Raw genomic sequence first — 16,288 nt, forward strand, 5'->3', positions numbered from 1 at the left:
GGGTTAGCCGTCCTGGGCCAGGGATGGCCCATGACGGCGGCCCACGGATTCAAGCCTTCGTTCGGGCACACCGAGCCTAGGCGAGGTGCCGAGTGTTGGGGCAAGAGCCCTTTGGTTACTTTGGGGCTCTTTTCCAAAGTGACCCGCCGTAAGGGCGGAACCCTACTCAGCCATCACCCAAATAACGGATATACCCCCCACCCCAAGCCCCCCAAAAAATTGCCCCCCACTCAATCCAAAATGAAGCTTTCATGACAAAAGTTCGGTAGCTCCCACCCCCTCCCGTCTCTCCTGTGTAACGCGCTGGATACGATCAAAAGTCGTCTCCCAAGCCGTCAGCAGGACGCCAGGAGTGGGGCAAATGGGAACTATGGAACGTTATTCGAAAGTAGGCATGCAGGAGCTCGATCAGCGCCTGTCGAAGATCGTCGAAGCCGCGCGCAAGAAGCCGGTTTCGGTATACCGCTACGGCGCGCCGTGGGTGTGGATCGTCTCCCAGGACGACTGGCAGGGCGCCTTGAAGGAAGTGTCCAGCTACATCCCCTCCGGGCACTCACTGGTGCTGTTGCGCCCGCAGATCGACGAGGTACTCGACAACCATCGCGACCTGCTCCAGGCCGATCCTGGCATGTCCATCGCGCCGCACACCGTGGTGCACATCCTCCTGCTGCAACTGCTGTATTCGGTGCCCAGCGAACAACAGCTGCACGAACAGCTCAACTACAACCTGCTGTTTCGCTGGTTCGTCGGCCTCGACCTGAACCAGCGTGTATGGGGCATCCAGACCCTGCAGCGGGATATCGCCACGCTGTTGAACAACCCGCAGGCGGTACAACTCATCCAGAAAATCATCGGTGAAGTGTTCTGTGGCGCCTTGCTGCACATGCCGGAGTTCTCGTTGAACTTCGCCCTGTTGCACACCTGGCTGGCCCGGCACAGCCATCTTTCGACCAGCAGCAATTGAGCAGGCCGAACGCCGTGCAATCGGCGAAGGCATACAACTTTTTCAGAAAACCAGGGGGCGGTGTGGAGCATCTGTTCAAGTCAACGCTGGCGCTGTGCCTGACGCTGGGGGCCTTGGCCCAATCGGTGCTGGCCGAAGAGGCCGGGGACGCGCCGGCACGCCGGGTGGACGTCAACGAGTACTTCGTGCGCGGCAATACCGTGCTCGACGCGGCGACCATTGAGGAAGCGGTGTACCCGTTCCTCGGTCCGCAAAAGACCCTCGACGATATCGAAGGCGCCCGCGATGCGTTGCAGAAGATCTATCAGGCGCGGGGTTACCAGTCGGTATTCGTCGAGTTGCCCGAGCAGAAGGTCGATGACGGCATCGTCTATTTGCAGGTCAGCGAAACCAAAATCGGCCGCGTCCGTGTGGTCGGTGCCAAGCACTATTCGCCGGTGGAGATCCGCGAGCAGGTGCCGGCGCTGGAGGAGGGCGCCGTGCCGGATTTTGCCACGGTGCAAAATCAGTTGGCCGGTCTCAACCGGGGGGTGGGGCGCCAGGTCACGCCGCTGGTGCGTGAAGGCGCGCGCCCCGGCACCATGGACGTGGACCTGCAGGTGGAGGACCAGAACCCCTGGCACGCCAGCCTCGGCCTGAACAACGACTACAGCGCCGACACCGAGAAGCTGCGCTCGGTCGCCACCCTGGGGTACGACAACTTGTGGCAACTGGGCCACAGCATTTCCCTGACCTACTTCACGGCGCCCGAGGACAGCAGCAATGCCAAGGTCTGGTCGGGTTCCTACAGCGCGCCGCTGAATGAGCGCTGGACCTTGCAGTTTTCCGGCTACCAGTCCGACAGCAACATCGCCACCATCGGCGGCAGCAACGTGTTGGGCAAGGGCCATTCCTACGGCGTATCGGCGATCTACAACCTGCCGGCGGCGGGCGCCTGGGCCAACTCGTTCTCCTTCGGCGTGGACTTCAAGGACTTCGACGAAGAAATGAAGTTCGGCTCCAGCAGCGACCAGGTGCCGCTCAAATACGCGCCGTTCACCCTCGGCTACAACGGCTATCGCTACACCGAGCAATCCCAGTTGGGCCTTGGCTTGAGCCTGGTGGTGGGCACGCGCGCGTTCTTTGGCTACGGCAGCGACGCCGAAGAGTTCGACTACAAACGCTACAAGGCCAGCGCCAGTTTTGCGGTGCTCAAGGGCGACCTGAATTACACCTACACCTTCACCAACGATTGGCAATCGGCAACCAAGGCGGCGTTCCAGCTGGCCTCGGGGCCGCTGGTCTCCAACGAGCAGTACTCCGCCGGCGGTGCCACCTCGGTGCGCGGCTACCTGGCGGCGGAGCGCACCGGTGACGAGGGCTATTTGCTCTCCCAGGAACTGCGCACGCCGTCCCTGGCCAAGTACCTGGGCAGCTACGTGCAGGAGTGGCGTTTCTATGCGTTCGCCGAAGGCGCACGCCTGCGCCTGCACGACCCGCTGCCCGAGCAAGAAGACGAATACAGCCTGGCCAGTGTCGGCCTGGGCACCCGCGCCAGTTTGAGCAAATGGTTGTCCGGCAGCCTGGACTGGGGCTACCCGCTGCTCGATGGACCGAACACCCAGAAACAGGACTCGCGACTGCACTTCAGTGTGCAGGCGACTTTCTGACTTTTTCTTCCGGAGACTTCACCCATGCAACGCCTATTCCTGAGCCTGTTGATCTGCCTGGGCTTCACGCTCCCGGCCACCGCCCATGCCTGGTGGCAGGACGACTGGCATTACCGCAAACAGATTTCGGTCGACACCACCGCCCAAGGCGCGGCGATCAACCAGGCCCTGGGCCGCACTGCGTTGCTGGTGCGCCTGCACACCGGCAACTTTTCCTTTGACGGGGTCAAGGACGACGGCGCCGATCTGCGCTTTGTCAGTGCCGATGACAAGACCGTGTTCAACCACCAGATCGAAAGCTTCGACCCGCTGATGGGCATGGCGCTGATCTGGGTCGATGTGCCCAAGGTCGAAGGTGGCCAGCGCCAGGACCTGTGGATGTACTACGGCAACCAGAAGGCTGCGGCGACCGCCAACGGCCAACTGACCTTCGATCCGAACTACACCGCACTGTTTCACTTTGACGGTGCCAACGGCACACCGGCCCGGGACACCACGGCCTATGCCAATACCGCGCTGAACGCCACCGGTGCGAGCATCGATGGCGTGATCGGCCGCGCCCTGCAACTCAGTGGCCAGCCGCTGATGTTGCCCGCCAGCCCGTCGCTGCAACAGGCGGCTGGTGGCGCATTCACCTTCAGCGCCTGGCTGCGTCTGGACCAGGCCAGCGGCGAGCAAGTGGTGTTCGCCCGACGTGACGGCGGCCACAGCCTGTTGCTCGGCCTGAACCAGGGCATGCCGTTCGTGGACATCGATGGCCAGCGTGCGGTGTCGACCCAACCGCTGAACCCGGGCCAATGGCAGCACCTGGCGTTCACCGCCGAGGGCCAAAAAATCGCGCTGTACGTCAATGGTCGCGAAACCGCGAGCCTGGCGGTCGCGTTGCCGGCGTTCAACACGCAGTTGGCCATTGGCGCCGACTTGCCGGACGCCGCCAGTGGCCACCTGCCGTTTGCCGGCGCCATTGATGAGTTGCGTCTGTCCAAGGTGGCCCGCCCGGCCACGCTGCTGCTGGCTGACGCGAGTGCCCAGGGCGCCGAGTCGAAACTGGTGGCCTACGGGGTGGATGAAGAACAGTCGGGCTTTGGCTTCGGCAGCCTGGGTTTCCTGCTCAATGCCGTGCCGGTGGATGCCTGGGTGATCATCCTGGTGCTGGTGGCGATGATGGTGCAGTCGTGGTTCATCATGCTGCGCAAAAACCGCATGGTCAGCCGCGTCAGCAGTGCCAACGAAGTGTTCCGCGAGCACTTCGCACAGATCGGTACCCGCCTGGAAATGTACTACGACGATGAAGTGCTGGCTGAGCGCCTGACCCACTCTTCGCTGTGGCGCCTGTACCGCGTGGCGGTCAAGGAGATCCGCACCCGCCGCGCCCAGGGTGCCGACACCTCGTCGGTGTCGGCCGCCACCATCGAAGCAATCCGCTGCTCCATGGACGGCGTGCGCACCCGTGAAAACCAGGCCCTCAGCGCCAAGCTCTCGACCTTGTCCAACGCCATCGCCGGCGGCCCGTATATCGGCCTGCTCGGCACCGTGCTGGGGATCATGGTGGTGTTCCTCGGCACGGCCATGGCCGGTGACGTGAACATCAACGCCATCGCCCCGGGTATGGCGGCGGCCTTGTTGGCCACGGCCATGGGCCTGTTCGTCGCGATCCCGGCGCTGTTTGGCTACAACCGCCTGATCACGCGCAACAAGGAAGTCAGCGCCGACATGCGCGTGTTCGTCGACGAGTTCATCACCCGCCTGGCGGAAATGCACGGCGAAAGCCAGTCCAGTGAAGCGGCCCATCGCCGCGAGCACCACGCCAGCGTGCCGGCCTGAGGAGAATCGCCATGGCTTCCGTAAACGCCTCCCACGACGATGACGAAGATGCCGCCGTCGACAGCATCAACATCACACCCCTGGTGGACGTGCTGATGGTGGTGCTGGTGATGTTCATCCTCACCGCCACCGCCCAGGTCTCGGGCATCCAGATCCACTTGCCCAAGGCCAGCGCCTCGGTGTCGTTGTCGGAGGCCAAGACCAAGGCGATCTCCGTCAACGACGGCGGCCAGGTGTTCCTCGATGCCTACCCGGTGACCCTCGGTGAGCTGGAAGAGCGCCTGCGCATCGAGAAAGCGCTGAACCCGGACTTCCCGGTGATCGTGCGCGGCGACGCGTTGGTGCAGTACCAGAAGGTGATCGAAGTGCTCGATTTGCTGCGACGGCTGGAGCTGTCCCAGGTCGGGCTGGTCACCGGCAAACCGAGCCAGGGCTGAGTCATGACCGCACAGATCCCGATCGCGCCCCTGGCGGTGAAGAAGAAACCGCCATTGCGCCCGTTGAAATGGGGCGCCGGCCTGCTGCTGGGCGCCGTGGCTGCCTGGTTCTTGTGGCAGTGGGCCAATGACATGAGTGGCGTGCGCCGCGAAGCACCCAAGGTGCCGACGATTATCCCGTTGCCGCCACCGCCGCCACCGCCGCCGGAAAAACCCAAGGAGCCCGAGCCCCAGGTGGAAGAAAAGGTGCCGGAACCGGTGCCCAGCCCCGAACCCGAAGAGGTCAAGCCCGCCGAAGAGGCACCGCCTTCACCGGCCGAGGACTTGGCCAACCCGATGCAGATCGATGGCGATGCGCAGTCCGGCAACGATGGTTTCAACATCGGCGCCGGCAAGGGCGGCGGCATGGCGGGCAGTGGCGGCGGCGGGTTGGGCACCGGCACTTACAAGCAGTACCTGGCGGGCACTTACCAGCGCCTGATGCGCGAGGACCCGGAGCTGCGCAAGAAGGCCTTCGCCATACAGATCGACCTGTGGCTGGGCGCGGATGGCCAGGTCACGCGGGCGGTGGTGGCCAAGTCCAGTGGTGATAGCGAGACCGACGCCCAGATGCTCGCGCTGGTGCAGGCACCGCGCGCCACACAGAAGCCGCCGGCGTCGCTGACGCTGCCCATGCGCTTGTCCCTCAAGGGCCGGCGTCCGGATTGATCGAACCCTCTTTCTACGGTTTTTTACAGGAGTTGCGTACACATGATTTCCCCCGTGAATCGACTGACCCTGGCGGTTGGCATGGTCATCGCGACCCTGGTCGGCCAGGCGACAGCAGCGCCGGTCGCCCCCTCGGAAAACGTCACCATCAACCTGATCCGCCTGCTGGTGCAGCAGGGTGTGTTGACCCAGGACACCGCCAATGGGCTGATTGCCCAGGCCGAAAAAGAAGCCCAGCAGGCGCGCCAGGCCAACGCCGCGCCGGTGGTTGCCAGCGGCCCTGTGGCGGCACCTGGGGATGTGCGGGTGCAGTACGTGCCGCAAGCGGTGCGTGATCAGATCCGCGACCAGGTGAAGGCCGAAGTCATGGCCACCGCCAAGAATGAAAACTGGGCCCAGCCCAATACCTTTCCTGACTGGGTGTCGCGTGTGACGTTCGACGGCGACATCCGCCTGCGGGATGAGTCGCGCTACTTCTCGGGCAACAACAGCAATGAGCTGGTCGATTATGCCAAGCTCAATGAAAGCGGGCCGTACGACGTCAACAAAGACACCAACACCAAGTTGCCGCCGCTGCTCAACACCACCAAGGACCGGGAAAACCTGTTTCGCCTGCGTGCGCGCCTGGGTATGAAAGCCGTGATCTCGCCGGAATGGACCGCGGGTATCCGCATCGGCACCGGCTCGGACAACAACCCGGTGTCCACCACCCAGACCCTGGGCGGCGGCTTTGGCAAGAAGGACATCTGGCTCGACCAGGGCTACCTGAGCTGGAAGGCCACACAGGACGTGACCCTCACGGCCGGCCGTTTCGCCAACCCGTTCTACTCCACCGACATGATGTATTCGGGTGACCTGAACTTCGACGGTATCGCTGCCAATTTCAACCACGCCCTGAACAACCAATGGGGGCTGTTCGGCACCTTGGGTGTGTTCCCGGTGGAGTACACCTCCGACGCGGCCAGCAGCAACGGTTTCGACAAGGAAGACAGCGACACCAAATGGCTGTTCGGCGGGCAGATCGGTGCCAACTGGAAGATCAACCGCGACAACAGCCTGAAGGGGGCGGTGGCCTACTACCACTTCGACGATATCGAAGGTCAGCGCTCCAGCCCGTGTGCGCCCTGGGCCGGGGCGCCGGGCTGCGACTCCGATGGTTCACGCCTGGCCTTCATGCAGAAGGGCAACAGTGTGTTCCTGCTGCGCAATATCTCGCCCAACCCGGCCACACCTGGGCTGACCCCACAGCCGCAGTACGTGGGCCTGGCTTCCAAGTTCGATGTGCTGGACCTGAACCTGGCGTGGGATGCCGAGCTGCCGAGCGACTTCAAACTGCGCACCCAGGGCAACTTCATCCACAACCTGGCCTACGACAAGGGCGAGATGCTCAAGCGCAGCGAAGGCGAGATCGTCAACAACATCAACAGCAAGGGCCAGTTTGAAAGTGGCGGCAATGCGCTGATGGTGCAGTTTACCCTCGGCAGTGCGCTGGAGATGCGCAAGCGCGGCGACTGGAACGTATTGGCCGGCTACAAATACATCCAGCCTGACGCCTTGCCCGACGGCTTCAACGACTCGTCCTTCCACCTGGGCGGCACCAACGCCAAAGGCTACTTCATTGGCGGCAACTACGGCATCGACAAGAACATCTACGCCAGTGCGCGTTGGTTGAGCGCGTCCGAAGTGTATGGCGCGCCGTTCGAAGTGGATGTGATGCAACTGGAACTCAACACGCGCTTCTGATGCGCAGGGAGATGCCACATGAACATGCGAATTGGCGGGCTGCTGTTGCTGTTCGTCGCCACGGCGGCCTCGGCGGAAGGCATGGAAGAGCGCCTGCGTACGCAACTGCGCAGCACCACCCAGCAATTGCAGGCGCTGCAGAGCGAACAGGCCCAGGCCAGCGCGGCGCGTATTGCCGCCGAAAACCAGGCCAAGCAGGCCCAGGCGCAGATCAAGCAACTGACCGCCGAGCTGGAAAAAGCCCGTGGCGTAGCCGAACAACTGGCCGGCCAGCAACAGAACCTGCACAGCCAGGCGCAGGCCCAGGTGGCGGCGAGCAATGAGCAGATCGGCAAGTTCAAGAAGGCCTACGACGAGTTGCTGGTGCTGGCCAAGGGCAAGGAAACCGAGCGCGCCCGCTTGCAGGCGCAACTGACCGAACGTGACACACAAGTGCAGCAATGTTCAGTCAAGAATCAACAGATGTACGGCGTGGCCCGGCAGTTGCTCGCGGCCTACGAAAAAATCGACGTGGCCGAAGTGATGAGCATCCGCCAACCCTTCGCCAGCAGCGCGCGGGTCAAGTTCGAGGAACTGGCCCAGGGGTTTGGCGACGAGCTTTACCAGAACCGCTTCGATGCGCCGCACACCGCCCTTAATCATTGATCGACAAGGAAGAGACTACGATGAGCGACGTTCAACTGATCACCAGCGTGACCCCACAGAGCCTCACCGAGCTGCTGCAGGAAGCCGGCTACCGGGTCAACCAGACCGAACAGAACGGTATTGTACAACTGCTCAGTGCCAGTCAGGGCATCGGCTTTGCCGTGCGCTTTGGCAACGCGGCGGTAGAGCCGGGCAACTACGTGGACTTCACCTACAGCTGCGCGCTGCGCGTGCAGGGTGAGTTGCCCGAAGGCCTGGCCCAGGTGTGGAACGCTTCGCGCCGTTTTGCACGGCTGTCGTTGCAGGGTGAATTCCTGCTGATGGAAATGGACGTGGTGGTGGCCGGTGTCGGCGCTACCCACTTGCGCAGCCAGTTGGAACTGTGGGACCGCCTGTTGCAGGAGTTCATTGTCTACCTGCGCGAGTACAGCCAGCAGGCCGCCCAATTGCAGGCCCAGGCCGCTACTGCCCCTGAGGGTGAAGAGGCGCCAGTCCTGTGAAAAAGCCAACCCTGATGGTCAGCGCCGGTGCCCTGGCGTTGCTGGTGGTCGCGGTGGGCCTGGGTTTGCGCCCGGGCAACGACCCCGTGGCTGCGCAGCAACCGACGCCGGCCGGTAAGCCGCTGCAAGACGGCCCGGCCGTGGCGCGCCTGGGCAACCAGCAGATCGACCTGCCCGAGCTGAAAAGCGTGCTGGCGAGTTTGCCCGCCGAGTCCCGCGAACAACTGCGCGGCAATCGCGGTGCGCTGGAAACCTGGATCCGGTCGCGCTTGGCGCAAAAGGCCGTGCTCGAACAGGCTGACGCCCAAGGCTGGCGCCAGCGCCCGGAGGTGGAGCAGCAGACCCGCGCCGCCACCGAGCAGATCGTGTTCCGTGACTACATGCTGTCGGTCAGCCAGGTGCCAGCCGACTACCCCAGCGCCGCCGAGTTGCAACAGGCCTACGACAGCGGCAAGGCCCAGTGGGTGACGCCGCCGATGTACCGGGTGAGCCAGATCTTCCTGGCGGTCAACGACCCACAAGGCGCCGACGCCGTGCGCCGTCAGGCACAGGAACTGAGCCGCAGGGCCCAGGCCGCACCGAGTGAGTTCGCCGCCCTGGCCACGCAATATTCCCAAGACCCGGACACCGCCCAGCGCGGTGGCGACTCAGGTATGCAACCGTTGCAGCAACTGGTGCCCCAGGTCCGCGACGCGGTGTCGCGCCTCAAGGTGGGGGCCGTGTCGGAGGTGGTGCAAAGCCCGGCCGGTTTCCACGTGCTCAAGCTGATCGGCCAGCAACCGGCACGCACCGCCACCCTGGACGAACTGCGCGAACGCTTGACCCAGGCCCTGCGCGCCCAGCGCCAGGAGCAGATCGCCAAGGCCTATCTGGAAGGCATGCTCAATACCGCCACCTTGAGCATCGACGGTGCTGAGTTGAACAAGGTGCTGGAGTAGCACACGCCAACACGCATTGGATGCACAAGACCTACAAGACAGGGAGTCTCCCATGGCATTTCTAGAACCGTCTGCCCCCCAGGGGGCTGCACCCTATCGTGAGCCGATGGCGCCGCGCAGCGCCTGGCTGGCCCAGGCCGGCGAGATCGAACCGGAGGTGGCGCGCTATTTCCTGGTGAGCGCGCGCTGTGGTTGTTTCATGCAGGCGGCGCGCAGCTTGAATATCAAGGCGACACTGCTGCGCAAGCGCTTGGCGCAGCTGGAGGAACAGCTGCACCACTCGTTGTTCACTTACCAGGGGAATGGGCTGGTGCTCAGCCGTGACGGTCAGCAGTTGCAAGCGCACCTGGTGGCGCTGGCCCATGAGCGGCGCTTGCCAGTGGTGGAGCAACCGCTGATTCGCCTGGCGGTGGCCGAGCCGATCCTGCATGACATTCTTGGGCGCGACCTGATCGCCTTGTTGCGCCGCAATGCCAGTGTGCGGTTGGAGATCATTTCCCTCGACAGCCAGTTGTCCCTGCAGGCGGTGGATGCGGATGTGGTGCTTTGGCTGTCGGATGCCGACGGGCCGTTGCCGGGGCCGAGTTTTCCGACGCAGCCGCCTCGGGCGTTGGCGCGGTTGCATTATCTGCCGCATATCGCCAAGCGTTATTCACGGTTGACCACGCGGCCGGACAGTGTCGAGGACCTGGACGATTACATGCTGGTGCAGTGGCAGCCCGATGTGCAGGTGGAGGCGTTGCAACCCTGGAACGCGGTGGTGGAGCAGCGGCTGGCGGCGGTGGTGCAGGTGCAGGCGTATTCGTTGATGTTGGAGATGATTCGCTGTGGGGCATGCATTGGGTTGTTGCCGCATTACATGAGCAGTTTTGACCGGGGGTTGGTGGCGTTGCCGGGGTTGCTGGCTGAGAGTATGCAGCGGCAGGTGTGGTTGGCGGTGAATGCGCGGGTGCAGGATGCTGATGCGGTGAGGAGGGTGGTGGAGTTGATTGTGGGGACGTTTGAGGGGCGGCGGGAGTGGTTTGATTGAGTACATATCCGTTGCTGGGGTGACGGCTGATATTGGTTCCGCCCTTACGGCGGGTCACTTTTGGAAAGAGCCCAAAAGTAACCAAAAGGCTCTTGCCCCAACACTCGGTGCCTCGCCTAGGCTCGGCATGCCCTCACTCCGGCTTGAATCCGTGGGCCGCCGCCCCGCGCCATCCATGGCGCGGGGCGGCTAACCCGGCGTCCTGCCGGGTTACCCACGGATTCAAGCCTGCGTTCGGCCAGCGTGTTTGATGGGGCGCCCAAGATCAAAAGCAAAAGCAAGAGCACGGCGGCCTAGTAGCCGACCTTAGTGGTGTGGATCTGTAGGAGCCGGCTTGCCGGCGATGCAGGCGCCTCGGTGAATCAGGCATGTGCCAAACCGGGTGGCGGGTTCAGCGTTGTAGAACCCCCCGAAAGGTTGCACTCAGCGCGCGCAAGGTTTCCCGCGAACGTGCATCGCTGATCCGGCTGAAGAGCACCACTTCACTGACGGGCAATGCGGGCAGTCCAAATTGCGCACTCACGTCCACCGCGCCGGGTGGGGCTACGCGATGGGCGAGGGCGGCGACGCCGAGGCCGGCGCTCACGGCGGCGCCCACGGCCATTACGCCGCCGCCGACGAAGACCTCGGTCCAGTCGATGTGGGCTTCGTCCAGGGCGCGGGTGGCCAGGTGGCGAACCCCGCACGGTGCGGCCATGGTCGCCATGCGCAGTGGCGTGCCTGGCGGGTGTTGCCAAGTGGGGGCGGCGAACCAGCCGAAGCGTTCCACGGCCAGGACTTCGCCGTCTTGGCGGTCGCCTTCGTTGCGCACGATCACGGCGTCCAGTTCGTTGCGGTCGAACGCGGCCACCAGGTCGCGGGACGAGGCGATGCGCACTTCGAGGATCACCAACGGGTCGTAGGCCGCCAGGCGGCTGAGCCACAGCGGCAGGTCGGGCCCGGCCACGTGGTCGCTGATGCCGATCACCAGACGTCGTTGCACTTGGGCGGCCATGTCGCCCAAGGCGCGCTCGTGGGCGTTGAGCAGGGCGCGGGCGGCGACGATGAATTGCTCGCCCTGGGGCGACAGCCGCACATGCCGGGGCGTGCGTTCCAGCAGGCGATAACCGAGGCGTTCCTCCAGGCGCTTGAGCTTGAGGCTGATGGCGGCCTGGGAGGTGTCCAGCGCCTCGGCGGCGCGGGTGAAACTGGTGAAGTCGGCCACCAGCACGAACGCTTGCACGGTGTCGATATCCAGGGGTTTGGGTGCGTCAGCCATATCGGTTCCTTATCGCACATATATCGGCTCATATCTTGTTGAAATCATCGCCGCTGCGCAAGCTGGAACCTCATCTTGCACAGGAGTTTTTGTATGTTCGCCAAACAGTATTCGCACCGTTTGCCCGCCGACTACGACATGGGCGTGATTCGCCGGCGTGCCGCGCAATTGGGGCCATTGTGGGATAACGCCGAGGGGCTGCTGTTCAAGGCGTTTATCGCTCAGGAGCAGGGCGGCAACGTGTATGCGTCGGTGTACCTGTGGTCCGACCCGTTGCAGGCCGCCGACTTTTTGCTGGGGTCACGCTTCCAGAAAGTGCTCGACAGTTTCGGCCGCCCGCATATCGAAAGCTGGCTGCCGCTGGATGTGCAACGTGGGCCGGCGCAGGCGGCGTTGAGTTTGTATCGGGAAGAGTGGCCACTGGCGCCGGGGGCGGATCGGGCCGCGATACTGGCTGAAGAGAAAGTGCGCAACCTGCAAGTGGCGGACAGCCGTGACACCTTCGCGGTGTTCCTGGCGCTGGATGTGCAAGCCTGGCGTTTGGTGCGCATCACCTTGTCGGCCAAGGCACTGGATGTGACGCATCCCGGGACGGGCTATCAGGTGTTCTACCTGGCCCATCCCGGAATCTAGCTCAGGAGTTCAAGCGTGCGCGTGGCTGGCTCAAGAAGCGCTCGGCCACCGCACCGAACACCAGGCCCAGGGTGGTCCACAGCACCAGCTGGATGCCCAGGGACGCGACGCGGAATTTCCACAGCAGCACGGCCGAGAATTGCTCCGGCACTTCATTGATCACCGGGAACAGGCTGCCGGCCACCGACACGATCACGATGTACAGCGCAACGCCCAGGATTACCCCGGCCCACACGCCACGGCGGGCAATCAGCTTGCGTGCGGCGTTGATCGCGATCACCGCGGCCGCTACCGACACCAGCAGCATCAGGAAGAACAGCTGGGTGCGCTGGGCGATGGTCTCCGGGTCACCCACGGATGGCGGGTTGGCCGGGTATTTCAGGCCGGGCACCAGGATGAGGGTGGCAAACGCCGCCAACGCCAGCAGTGCCGCCAGGCCACGGGGGCCGACCTTGCCGATGCGGCCCAGGGCGTAAGCAAACACCAGGGAGAAAATCCCGCCCAGGGAAACGCTATACACCACCACACCGGTGAACAGGCCGAAGGTGCTTTGCACGTCGCGGCTCACCAGTTCTTCTTCCGGCGCATCGCCGTGCATCTGTGCCATCTGGTCTTCAAAGGCGATGGCCTTGTCGATCTGTGGCTCACCAAAGGTCTTGGCGAAGCCGAATGCCAATACGCCGGCGAGCAGGCCCACCAGCATCCCGCGAACGAGTAATTGCCCTGTCATGTCCTGTCTCTCTTGTTGATTAATGGCAGGGAAAGCCCAGCAGATGGCGACCGTCGTGGACGAATTCGTGCACGTACATGCCCTTGAAAACCGCTGTGGCACCTTGCTCGGCGCCGACGAAGTAGATCGCCAGCATCAACAGCAGGCCGCCGAAGATCGCCCAAGGGAGGATTTCGCCCAGGGGAATCGTTGGCACATAGACATCAGGGTGGGTTGCAGCGGTATTAGCCATGAAAACCTCCAGGGATGACGCGTCCCGAAATGGAAAGCATAGGGAGCTGAAACAGGGTCTGGCTTACGGCTGTGGGGCCGAATACAGTGGCGCGACCGCGCCGGCTTCGAACCGGCTTCCTGTTTCATGTTCGTTGTAACATGTTGAAACAACTTTGCCAGTCTACGCTGACTGCGCGCCGAAACAGAGTGAATTTGTGATGCAGACCACCCGTTTAAGCCTGATCTGCCATGCCGCCACGCGGGCGCAGAAGCAGGGGCGGTTTCCCGATGACGAATCTGTCGTGCTGGACTGGCAGCGTGAGGCGCTATCCCAGGCCGGTCGCTACCCGAAAAAACACCGCCTGATCTGCGGGCCGGAAGCCAGGGCCCGGCAGACCGCTGGCTTGTTCGGTGACAACGCACAGGTAGAAGTCGCCTTGCGCGACGGCGATTTTGGCCACTGGAAAGGCCAGGCCATCGACCAACTGGACGATGAAGCCATGAGTGCCTGGCTCACCGACAGCGCCAGCGCGCCCCACGGTGGCGAGTCGGTGGACCAGATCTGCCTGCGGGTTGGACAGTGGATGACATCCCTGGAAAGCCAACCGGGGCATGTCGTGGCCGTTACCCATCCCTTTGTGATCCGTGCCGCGTTGTTGCACGTGCTGCAGTTGCCGCTGTCGATGTTCTACCGGGTCGACGTCGAGCCGCTGTCATGCACCGAGCTGCGTTTCAACCGCGTGTGGCGCCTGCGCCTGGAAACTCACGCCTGAGCCCGCGAACATGGCAAAATCCACGCCCCGCAATGAGAGCAACCCATGAAACGCATCCTGATCATCGGCATTGGCGCCGGCAACCCTGACTACATCACGATGCAGGCCGTGAAGGCGCTCAACCGCACCGACGTGTTCTTCCTGATGGACAAGGGCCAGAGCAAGGACAAGTTGATCGACCTGCGCCGCGAGATCTGCGAGACCTACATCACCGAGCCCGGCTACCGCTTTGTCGAGGCCGACTGCCCCGAGCGTGTGCGCGGTGATATCGACTACACCACCGCCGTGCAGGACCTGAACCGCGACAAGCAGCAGACCTTCGAACGCATGATCAATGAGGAAATGGCCGACGGCGAAGTGGGCGCATTCCTGGCTTGGGGCGACCCGGCGCTGTACGACAGCACCATTCGGATCCTGCAGGCGATCCTGGCCAGTGGCCGTTGCACCTTTGAATTCGAAGTGATCCCCGGCATCACCAGCGTGCAGGCCCTGGCAGCGCAGCACAAAGTGCCGCTGAACCGCATTGGCAAGTCCGTCGAGATCACCACCGGGCGCCGCTTGGCAGCAGGGCAGGCCAGCGACGCCGACACCCTGGTGGTAATGCTCGACGCCGAAGATTCCTACCGTACCGTGGCCGATCAGGACCTGGATATTTATTGGGGCGCCTACCTGGGCACGCCGGACGAGATCCTGATCAGCGGCAAGGTGGCTGATGTGGCAGAAGAGATTCAACGGGTGCGCAAGGCCGCGCGCCTGGCCAACGGCTGGATCATGGACACCTATTTGTTGCGCAAACCCTGAGGTAACGTCCCATGCTCAAACTGTATGCCCTGGCGCTGGCCCTGGTGGTCGGTGCTGCTCATGCTGACGATTCGCTGCACACCGACTTGCCGTTGGCGTACCTGGAACAGACCCAGAGTGACGCACGCAACCAGCCGTTGGTGATTTTCCTGCACGGGTTTGGCAGCAACGAGGAAGACCTGTTTGGCATCAAGGATTCGCTGCCGTCCACTTGGACTTACCTTTCGGCACGGGCACCCATGCCAGTAGACCCCCAGGGTTATCGCTGGTTTACCAAGACCCAGGGTGAAGCTGAGTACAACGGCGAAACGGCCGACCTGCAGCGCAGTGCAAAATTGATCGAAGACTTTATCGGCAAGGCCACGGCCAAGTACCACACCCGGCCCGATCGGGTATTCCTGGTGGGCTTCAGCCAGGGCGCGATCATGTCCTACGAGGTGGGCTTGCGTCAGCCGGAGCGGGTACGCGGGATCGCGGCGCTCAGTGGCAGTGTGCTGCCAGTGCTCAAGGCCGAGCTGAAACCGAATGACGCGTTGGGAGCGCTGGCGATCTTCATCGGGCACGGCACGCTGGACCAGGCGCTGCCCTATGCGTCGGCCACGCGGGCGAACGAAGTGTTGACGGGGTTGGGGTTGAAGCCGGAGTTTCACGGTTACCCGGGCATGCCGCATACCGTGAGTGAAGCCGAAGTGCAGGATTTGAAAGCCTGGCTGGAAAAAAGCCTGAAATAAACGCGGTCAAAAAATGTGGGAGCGGGCTTGCTCGCGAATGCGCTGGATCAGTCAACCTATCTGTGACGGGTACACCGCATTCGCGAGCAAGCCCGCTCCCACATTCGATTTGTGTTGTACGTAGCGGGGTTATTTACCGCCGGTAATCTGCTTCACCAACTCCGCATGCCCCTTCACATCATCCCCACGGGAAATGGCCTGGATCACCAGCAGGTGATTCCCCGAACCGCCGAGGAACGTGGAGTTCAGCGTCTTGCCGCCGCCCTGGGTGGCGGTGCTGTCGACCTGGCGCAGGCCCAGCCCCTTGAAGGTCAGCTTCTTTTCGCCTTGTTTCTTGAAGTCGGGCAGGGCGGCACTTTGGTCCTTGATAAACCCGGCCACGGCGCCATCGAGGAACTGGGTGTCGTTGTCCTGGATGGTGACCCCATCTTTACGCGCGGTTTCGGCGACGATCACCACGCTTTTGGTGGTCTGGTTGGCGTACAGCGTGCCCTGGGTGTCAGCAGTGCCGTCTTCGGCCTTGCCGGTAGGCAGCGTGTCGGCCACATACGCCTTGGGCAGCTTGAAGGTGAACTTGCCGCCCAAGGTCGAGATGGTTTGCGTGTCGGCTTTCTGTGGTGCGGGTTTGCTGGCCGCGAAGGCAACGCTTGCACTGAGCGCGAGGGCCAGCAGGGCGGCGGTCTTGGTGAGGGTGGCCATGTAGCGCTCCAG

Annotated in this window: 18 protein-coding genes and 1 riboswitch; of the genes, 14 read left to right on the forward strand and 4 right to left on the reverse strand. The window is 63.2% G+C overall.

What is annotated here, in order from left to right:
• Positions 1-370: 370 nt before the first annotated feature.
• From M2394_RS29330 to M2394_RS29375, 10 genes are all read left to right on the forward strand, one after another.
• Complete coding sequence (locus M2394_RS29330; RefSeq protein ID WP_259175731.1) at positions 371-964, forward strand: transposase; 594 nt, start codon at positions 371-373, stop codon at positions 962-964.
• A gap of 62 nt (positions 965-1,026) precedes the next feature.
• Positions 1,027-2,613, forward strand: coding sequence for a ShlB/FhaC/HecB family hemolysin secretion/activation protein (locus M2394_RS29335; RefSeq protein WP_259175652.1), 1,587 nt, complete (start codon positions 1,027-1,029; stop codon positions 2,611-2,613).
• A 24-nt stretch (positions 2,614-2,637) separates the two neighbouring features.
• The gene (locus M2394_RS29340) at positions 2,638-4,437 is read left to right on the forward strand and encodes a DUF2341 domain-containing protein (RefSeq protein ID WP_259175653.1); all 1,800 of its coding nucleotides are present in this window, start codon (positions 2,638-2,640) and stop codon (positions 4,435-4,437) included.
• Positions 4,438-4,448: 11 nt separating this feature from the next.
• Positions 4,449-4,874 carry a biopolymer transporter ExbD gene (locus tag M2394_RS29345; protein WP_259175654.1) on the forward strand — a complete coding sequence of 142 codons (426 nt, stop codon included), beginning with the start codon at positions 4,449-4,451 and terminating at the stop codon, positions 4,872-4,874.
• Positions 4,875-4,877: 3 nt separating this feature from the next.
• Entirely contained in the window at positions 4,878-5,582 is a 705-nt protein-coding gene (locus tag M2394_RS29350) for an energy transducer TonB (RefSeq protein WP_259175656.1), read from the forward strand.
• A gap of 42 nt (positions 5,583-5,624) precedes the next feature.
• On the forward strand, positions 5,625-7,325 hold the full coding sequence (locus M2394_RS29355; RefSeq protein ID WP_259175658.1) for a putative porin: 1,701 nt from the start codon (positions 5,625-5,627) through the stop codon (positions 7,323-7,325).
• A gap of 18 nt (positions 7,326-7,343) precedes the next feature.
• Positions 7,344-7,970, forward strand: a complete 627-nt coding sequence (locus M2394_RS29360; protein WP_176999481.1) for a DNA repair protein — start codon at positions 7,344-7,346, stop codon at positions 7,968-7,970.
• A 20-nt stretch (positions 7,971-7,990) separates the two neighbouring features.
• On the forward strand, positions 7,991-8,470 hold the full coding sequence (locus M2394_RS29365) for a YbjN domain-containing protein (protein ID WP_176999480.1): 480 nt from the start codon (positions 7,991-7,993) through the stop codon (positions 8,468-8,470).
• Positions 8,467-9,408: a peptidylprolyl isomerase gene (locus tag M2394_RS29370; protein WP_259175659.1), complete on the forward strand. Its 942-nt coding sequence runs from the start codon at positions 8,467-8,469 to the stop codon at positions 9,406-9,408. The genes M2394_RS29365 and M2394_RS29370 overlap by 4 nt, the downstream gene beginning before the upstream one ends.
• Positions 9,409-9,460: 52 nt before the next feature.
• Positions 9,461-10,438, forward strand: a complete 978-nt coding sequence (locus tag M2394_RS29375; RefSeq protein ID WP_259175660.1) for a LysR family transcriptional regulator — start codon at positions 9,461-9,463, stop codon at positions 10,436-10,438.
• A 391-nt stretch (positions 10,439-10,829) separates the two neighbouring features.
• Here the strand turns inward: M2394_RS29375 and M2394_RS29380 are convergent, their stop codons facing one another.
• The gene (locus M2394_RS29380) at positions 10,830-11,696 is read right to left on the reverse strand and encodes a LysR family transcriptional regulator (RefSeq protein WP_259175661.1); all 867 of its coding nucleotides are present in this window, start codon (positions 11,694-11,696) and stop codon (positions 10,830-10,832) included.
• 93 nt (positions 11,697-11,789) lie between these two features.
• Between M2394_RS29380 and M2394_RS29385 the strand changes: the two genes are divergently transcribed.
• Positions 11,790-12,329 carry a DUF4865 family protein gene (locus M2394_RS29385; protein ID WP_178919712.1) on the forward strand — a complete coding sequence of 180 codons (540 nt, stop codon included), beginning with the start codon at positions 11,790-11,792 and terminating at the stop codon, positions 12,327-12,329.
• A 1-nt stretch (position 12,330) separates the two neighbouring features.
• Here M2394_RS29385 and M2394_RS29390 read toward each other — a convergent pair whose 3' ends face one another.
• The gene (locus tag M2394_RS29390; RefSeq protein WP_259175662.1) at positions 12,331-13,059 is read right to left on the reverse strand and encodes a CbtA family protein; all 729 of its coding nucleotides are present in this window, start codon (positions 13,057-13,059) and stop codon (positions 12,331-12,333) included.
• Positions 13,060-13,078: 19 nt separating this feature from the next.
• The gene (locus tag M2394_RS29395; RefSeq protein WP_065905961.1) at positions 13,079-13,291 is read right to left on the reverse strand and encodes a CbtB-domain containing protein; all 213 of its coding nucleotides are present in this window, start codon (positions 13,289-13,291) and stop codon (positions 13,079-13,081) included.
• A 31-nt stretch (positions 13,292-13,322) separates the two neighbouring features.
• A riboswitch (cobalamin riboswitch) is annotated at positions 13,323-13,454 on the reverse strand.
• 36 nt (positions 13,455-13,490) lie between these two features.
• On the opposite strand from M2394_RS29395, the gene M2394_RS29400 reads away from it, so the two are divergent.
• Genes M2394_RS29400 through M2394_RS29410 form a run of 3 tightly spaced genes read left to right on the forward strand, consistent with a single transcriptional unit; the run spans position 13,491 to position 15,577 of the window.
• A complete protein-coding gene (locus M2394_RS29400; protein ID WP_259175664.1) occupies positions 13,491-14,045 on the forward strand; it encodes a histidine phosphatase family protein in 555 nt (184 codons plus the stop codon).
• A gap of 45 nt (positions 14,046-14,090) precedes the next feature.
• Positions 14,091-14,846 (forward strand): precorrin-6A synthase (deacetylating), encoded by a 756-nt coding sequence (gene cobF / locus M2394_RS29405; protein WP_178919715.1) that lies wholly within the window; start codon positions 14,091-14,093, stop codon positions 14,844-14,846.
• A gap of 11 nt (positions 14,847-14,857) precedes the next feature.
• Positions 14,858-15,577, forward strand: a complete 720-nt coding sequence (locus tag M2394_RS29410; RefSeq protein WP_259175665.1) for an alpha/beta hydrolase — start codon at positions 14,858-14,860, stop codon at positions 15,575-15,577.
• Between the two features lie 129 nt (positions 15,578-15,706).
• Here M2394_RS29410 and M2394_RS29415 read toward each other — a convergent pair whose 3' ends face one another.
• A complete protein-coding gene (locus M2394_RS29415; RefSeq protein ID WP_178919717.1) occupies positions 15,707-16,276 on the reverse strand; it encodes a hypothetical protein in 570 nt (189 codons plus the stop codon).
• Between the last annotated feature and the right edge of the window lie 12 nt (positions 16,277-16,288).

The sequence above is a fragment of the Pseudomonas sp. BIGb0164 genome (assembly GCF_024810135.1).
GTDB lineage: Bacteria > Pseudomonadota > Gammaproteobacteria > Pseudomonadales > Pseudomonadaceae > Aquipseudomonas.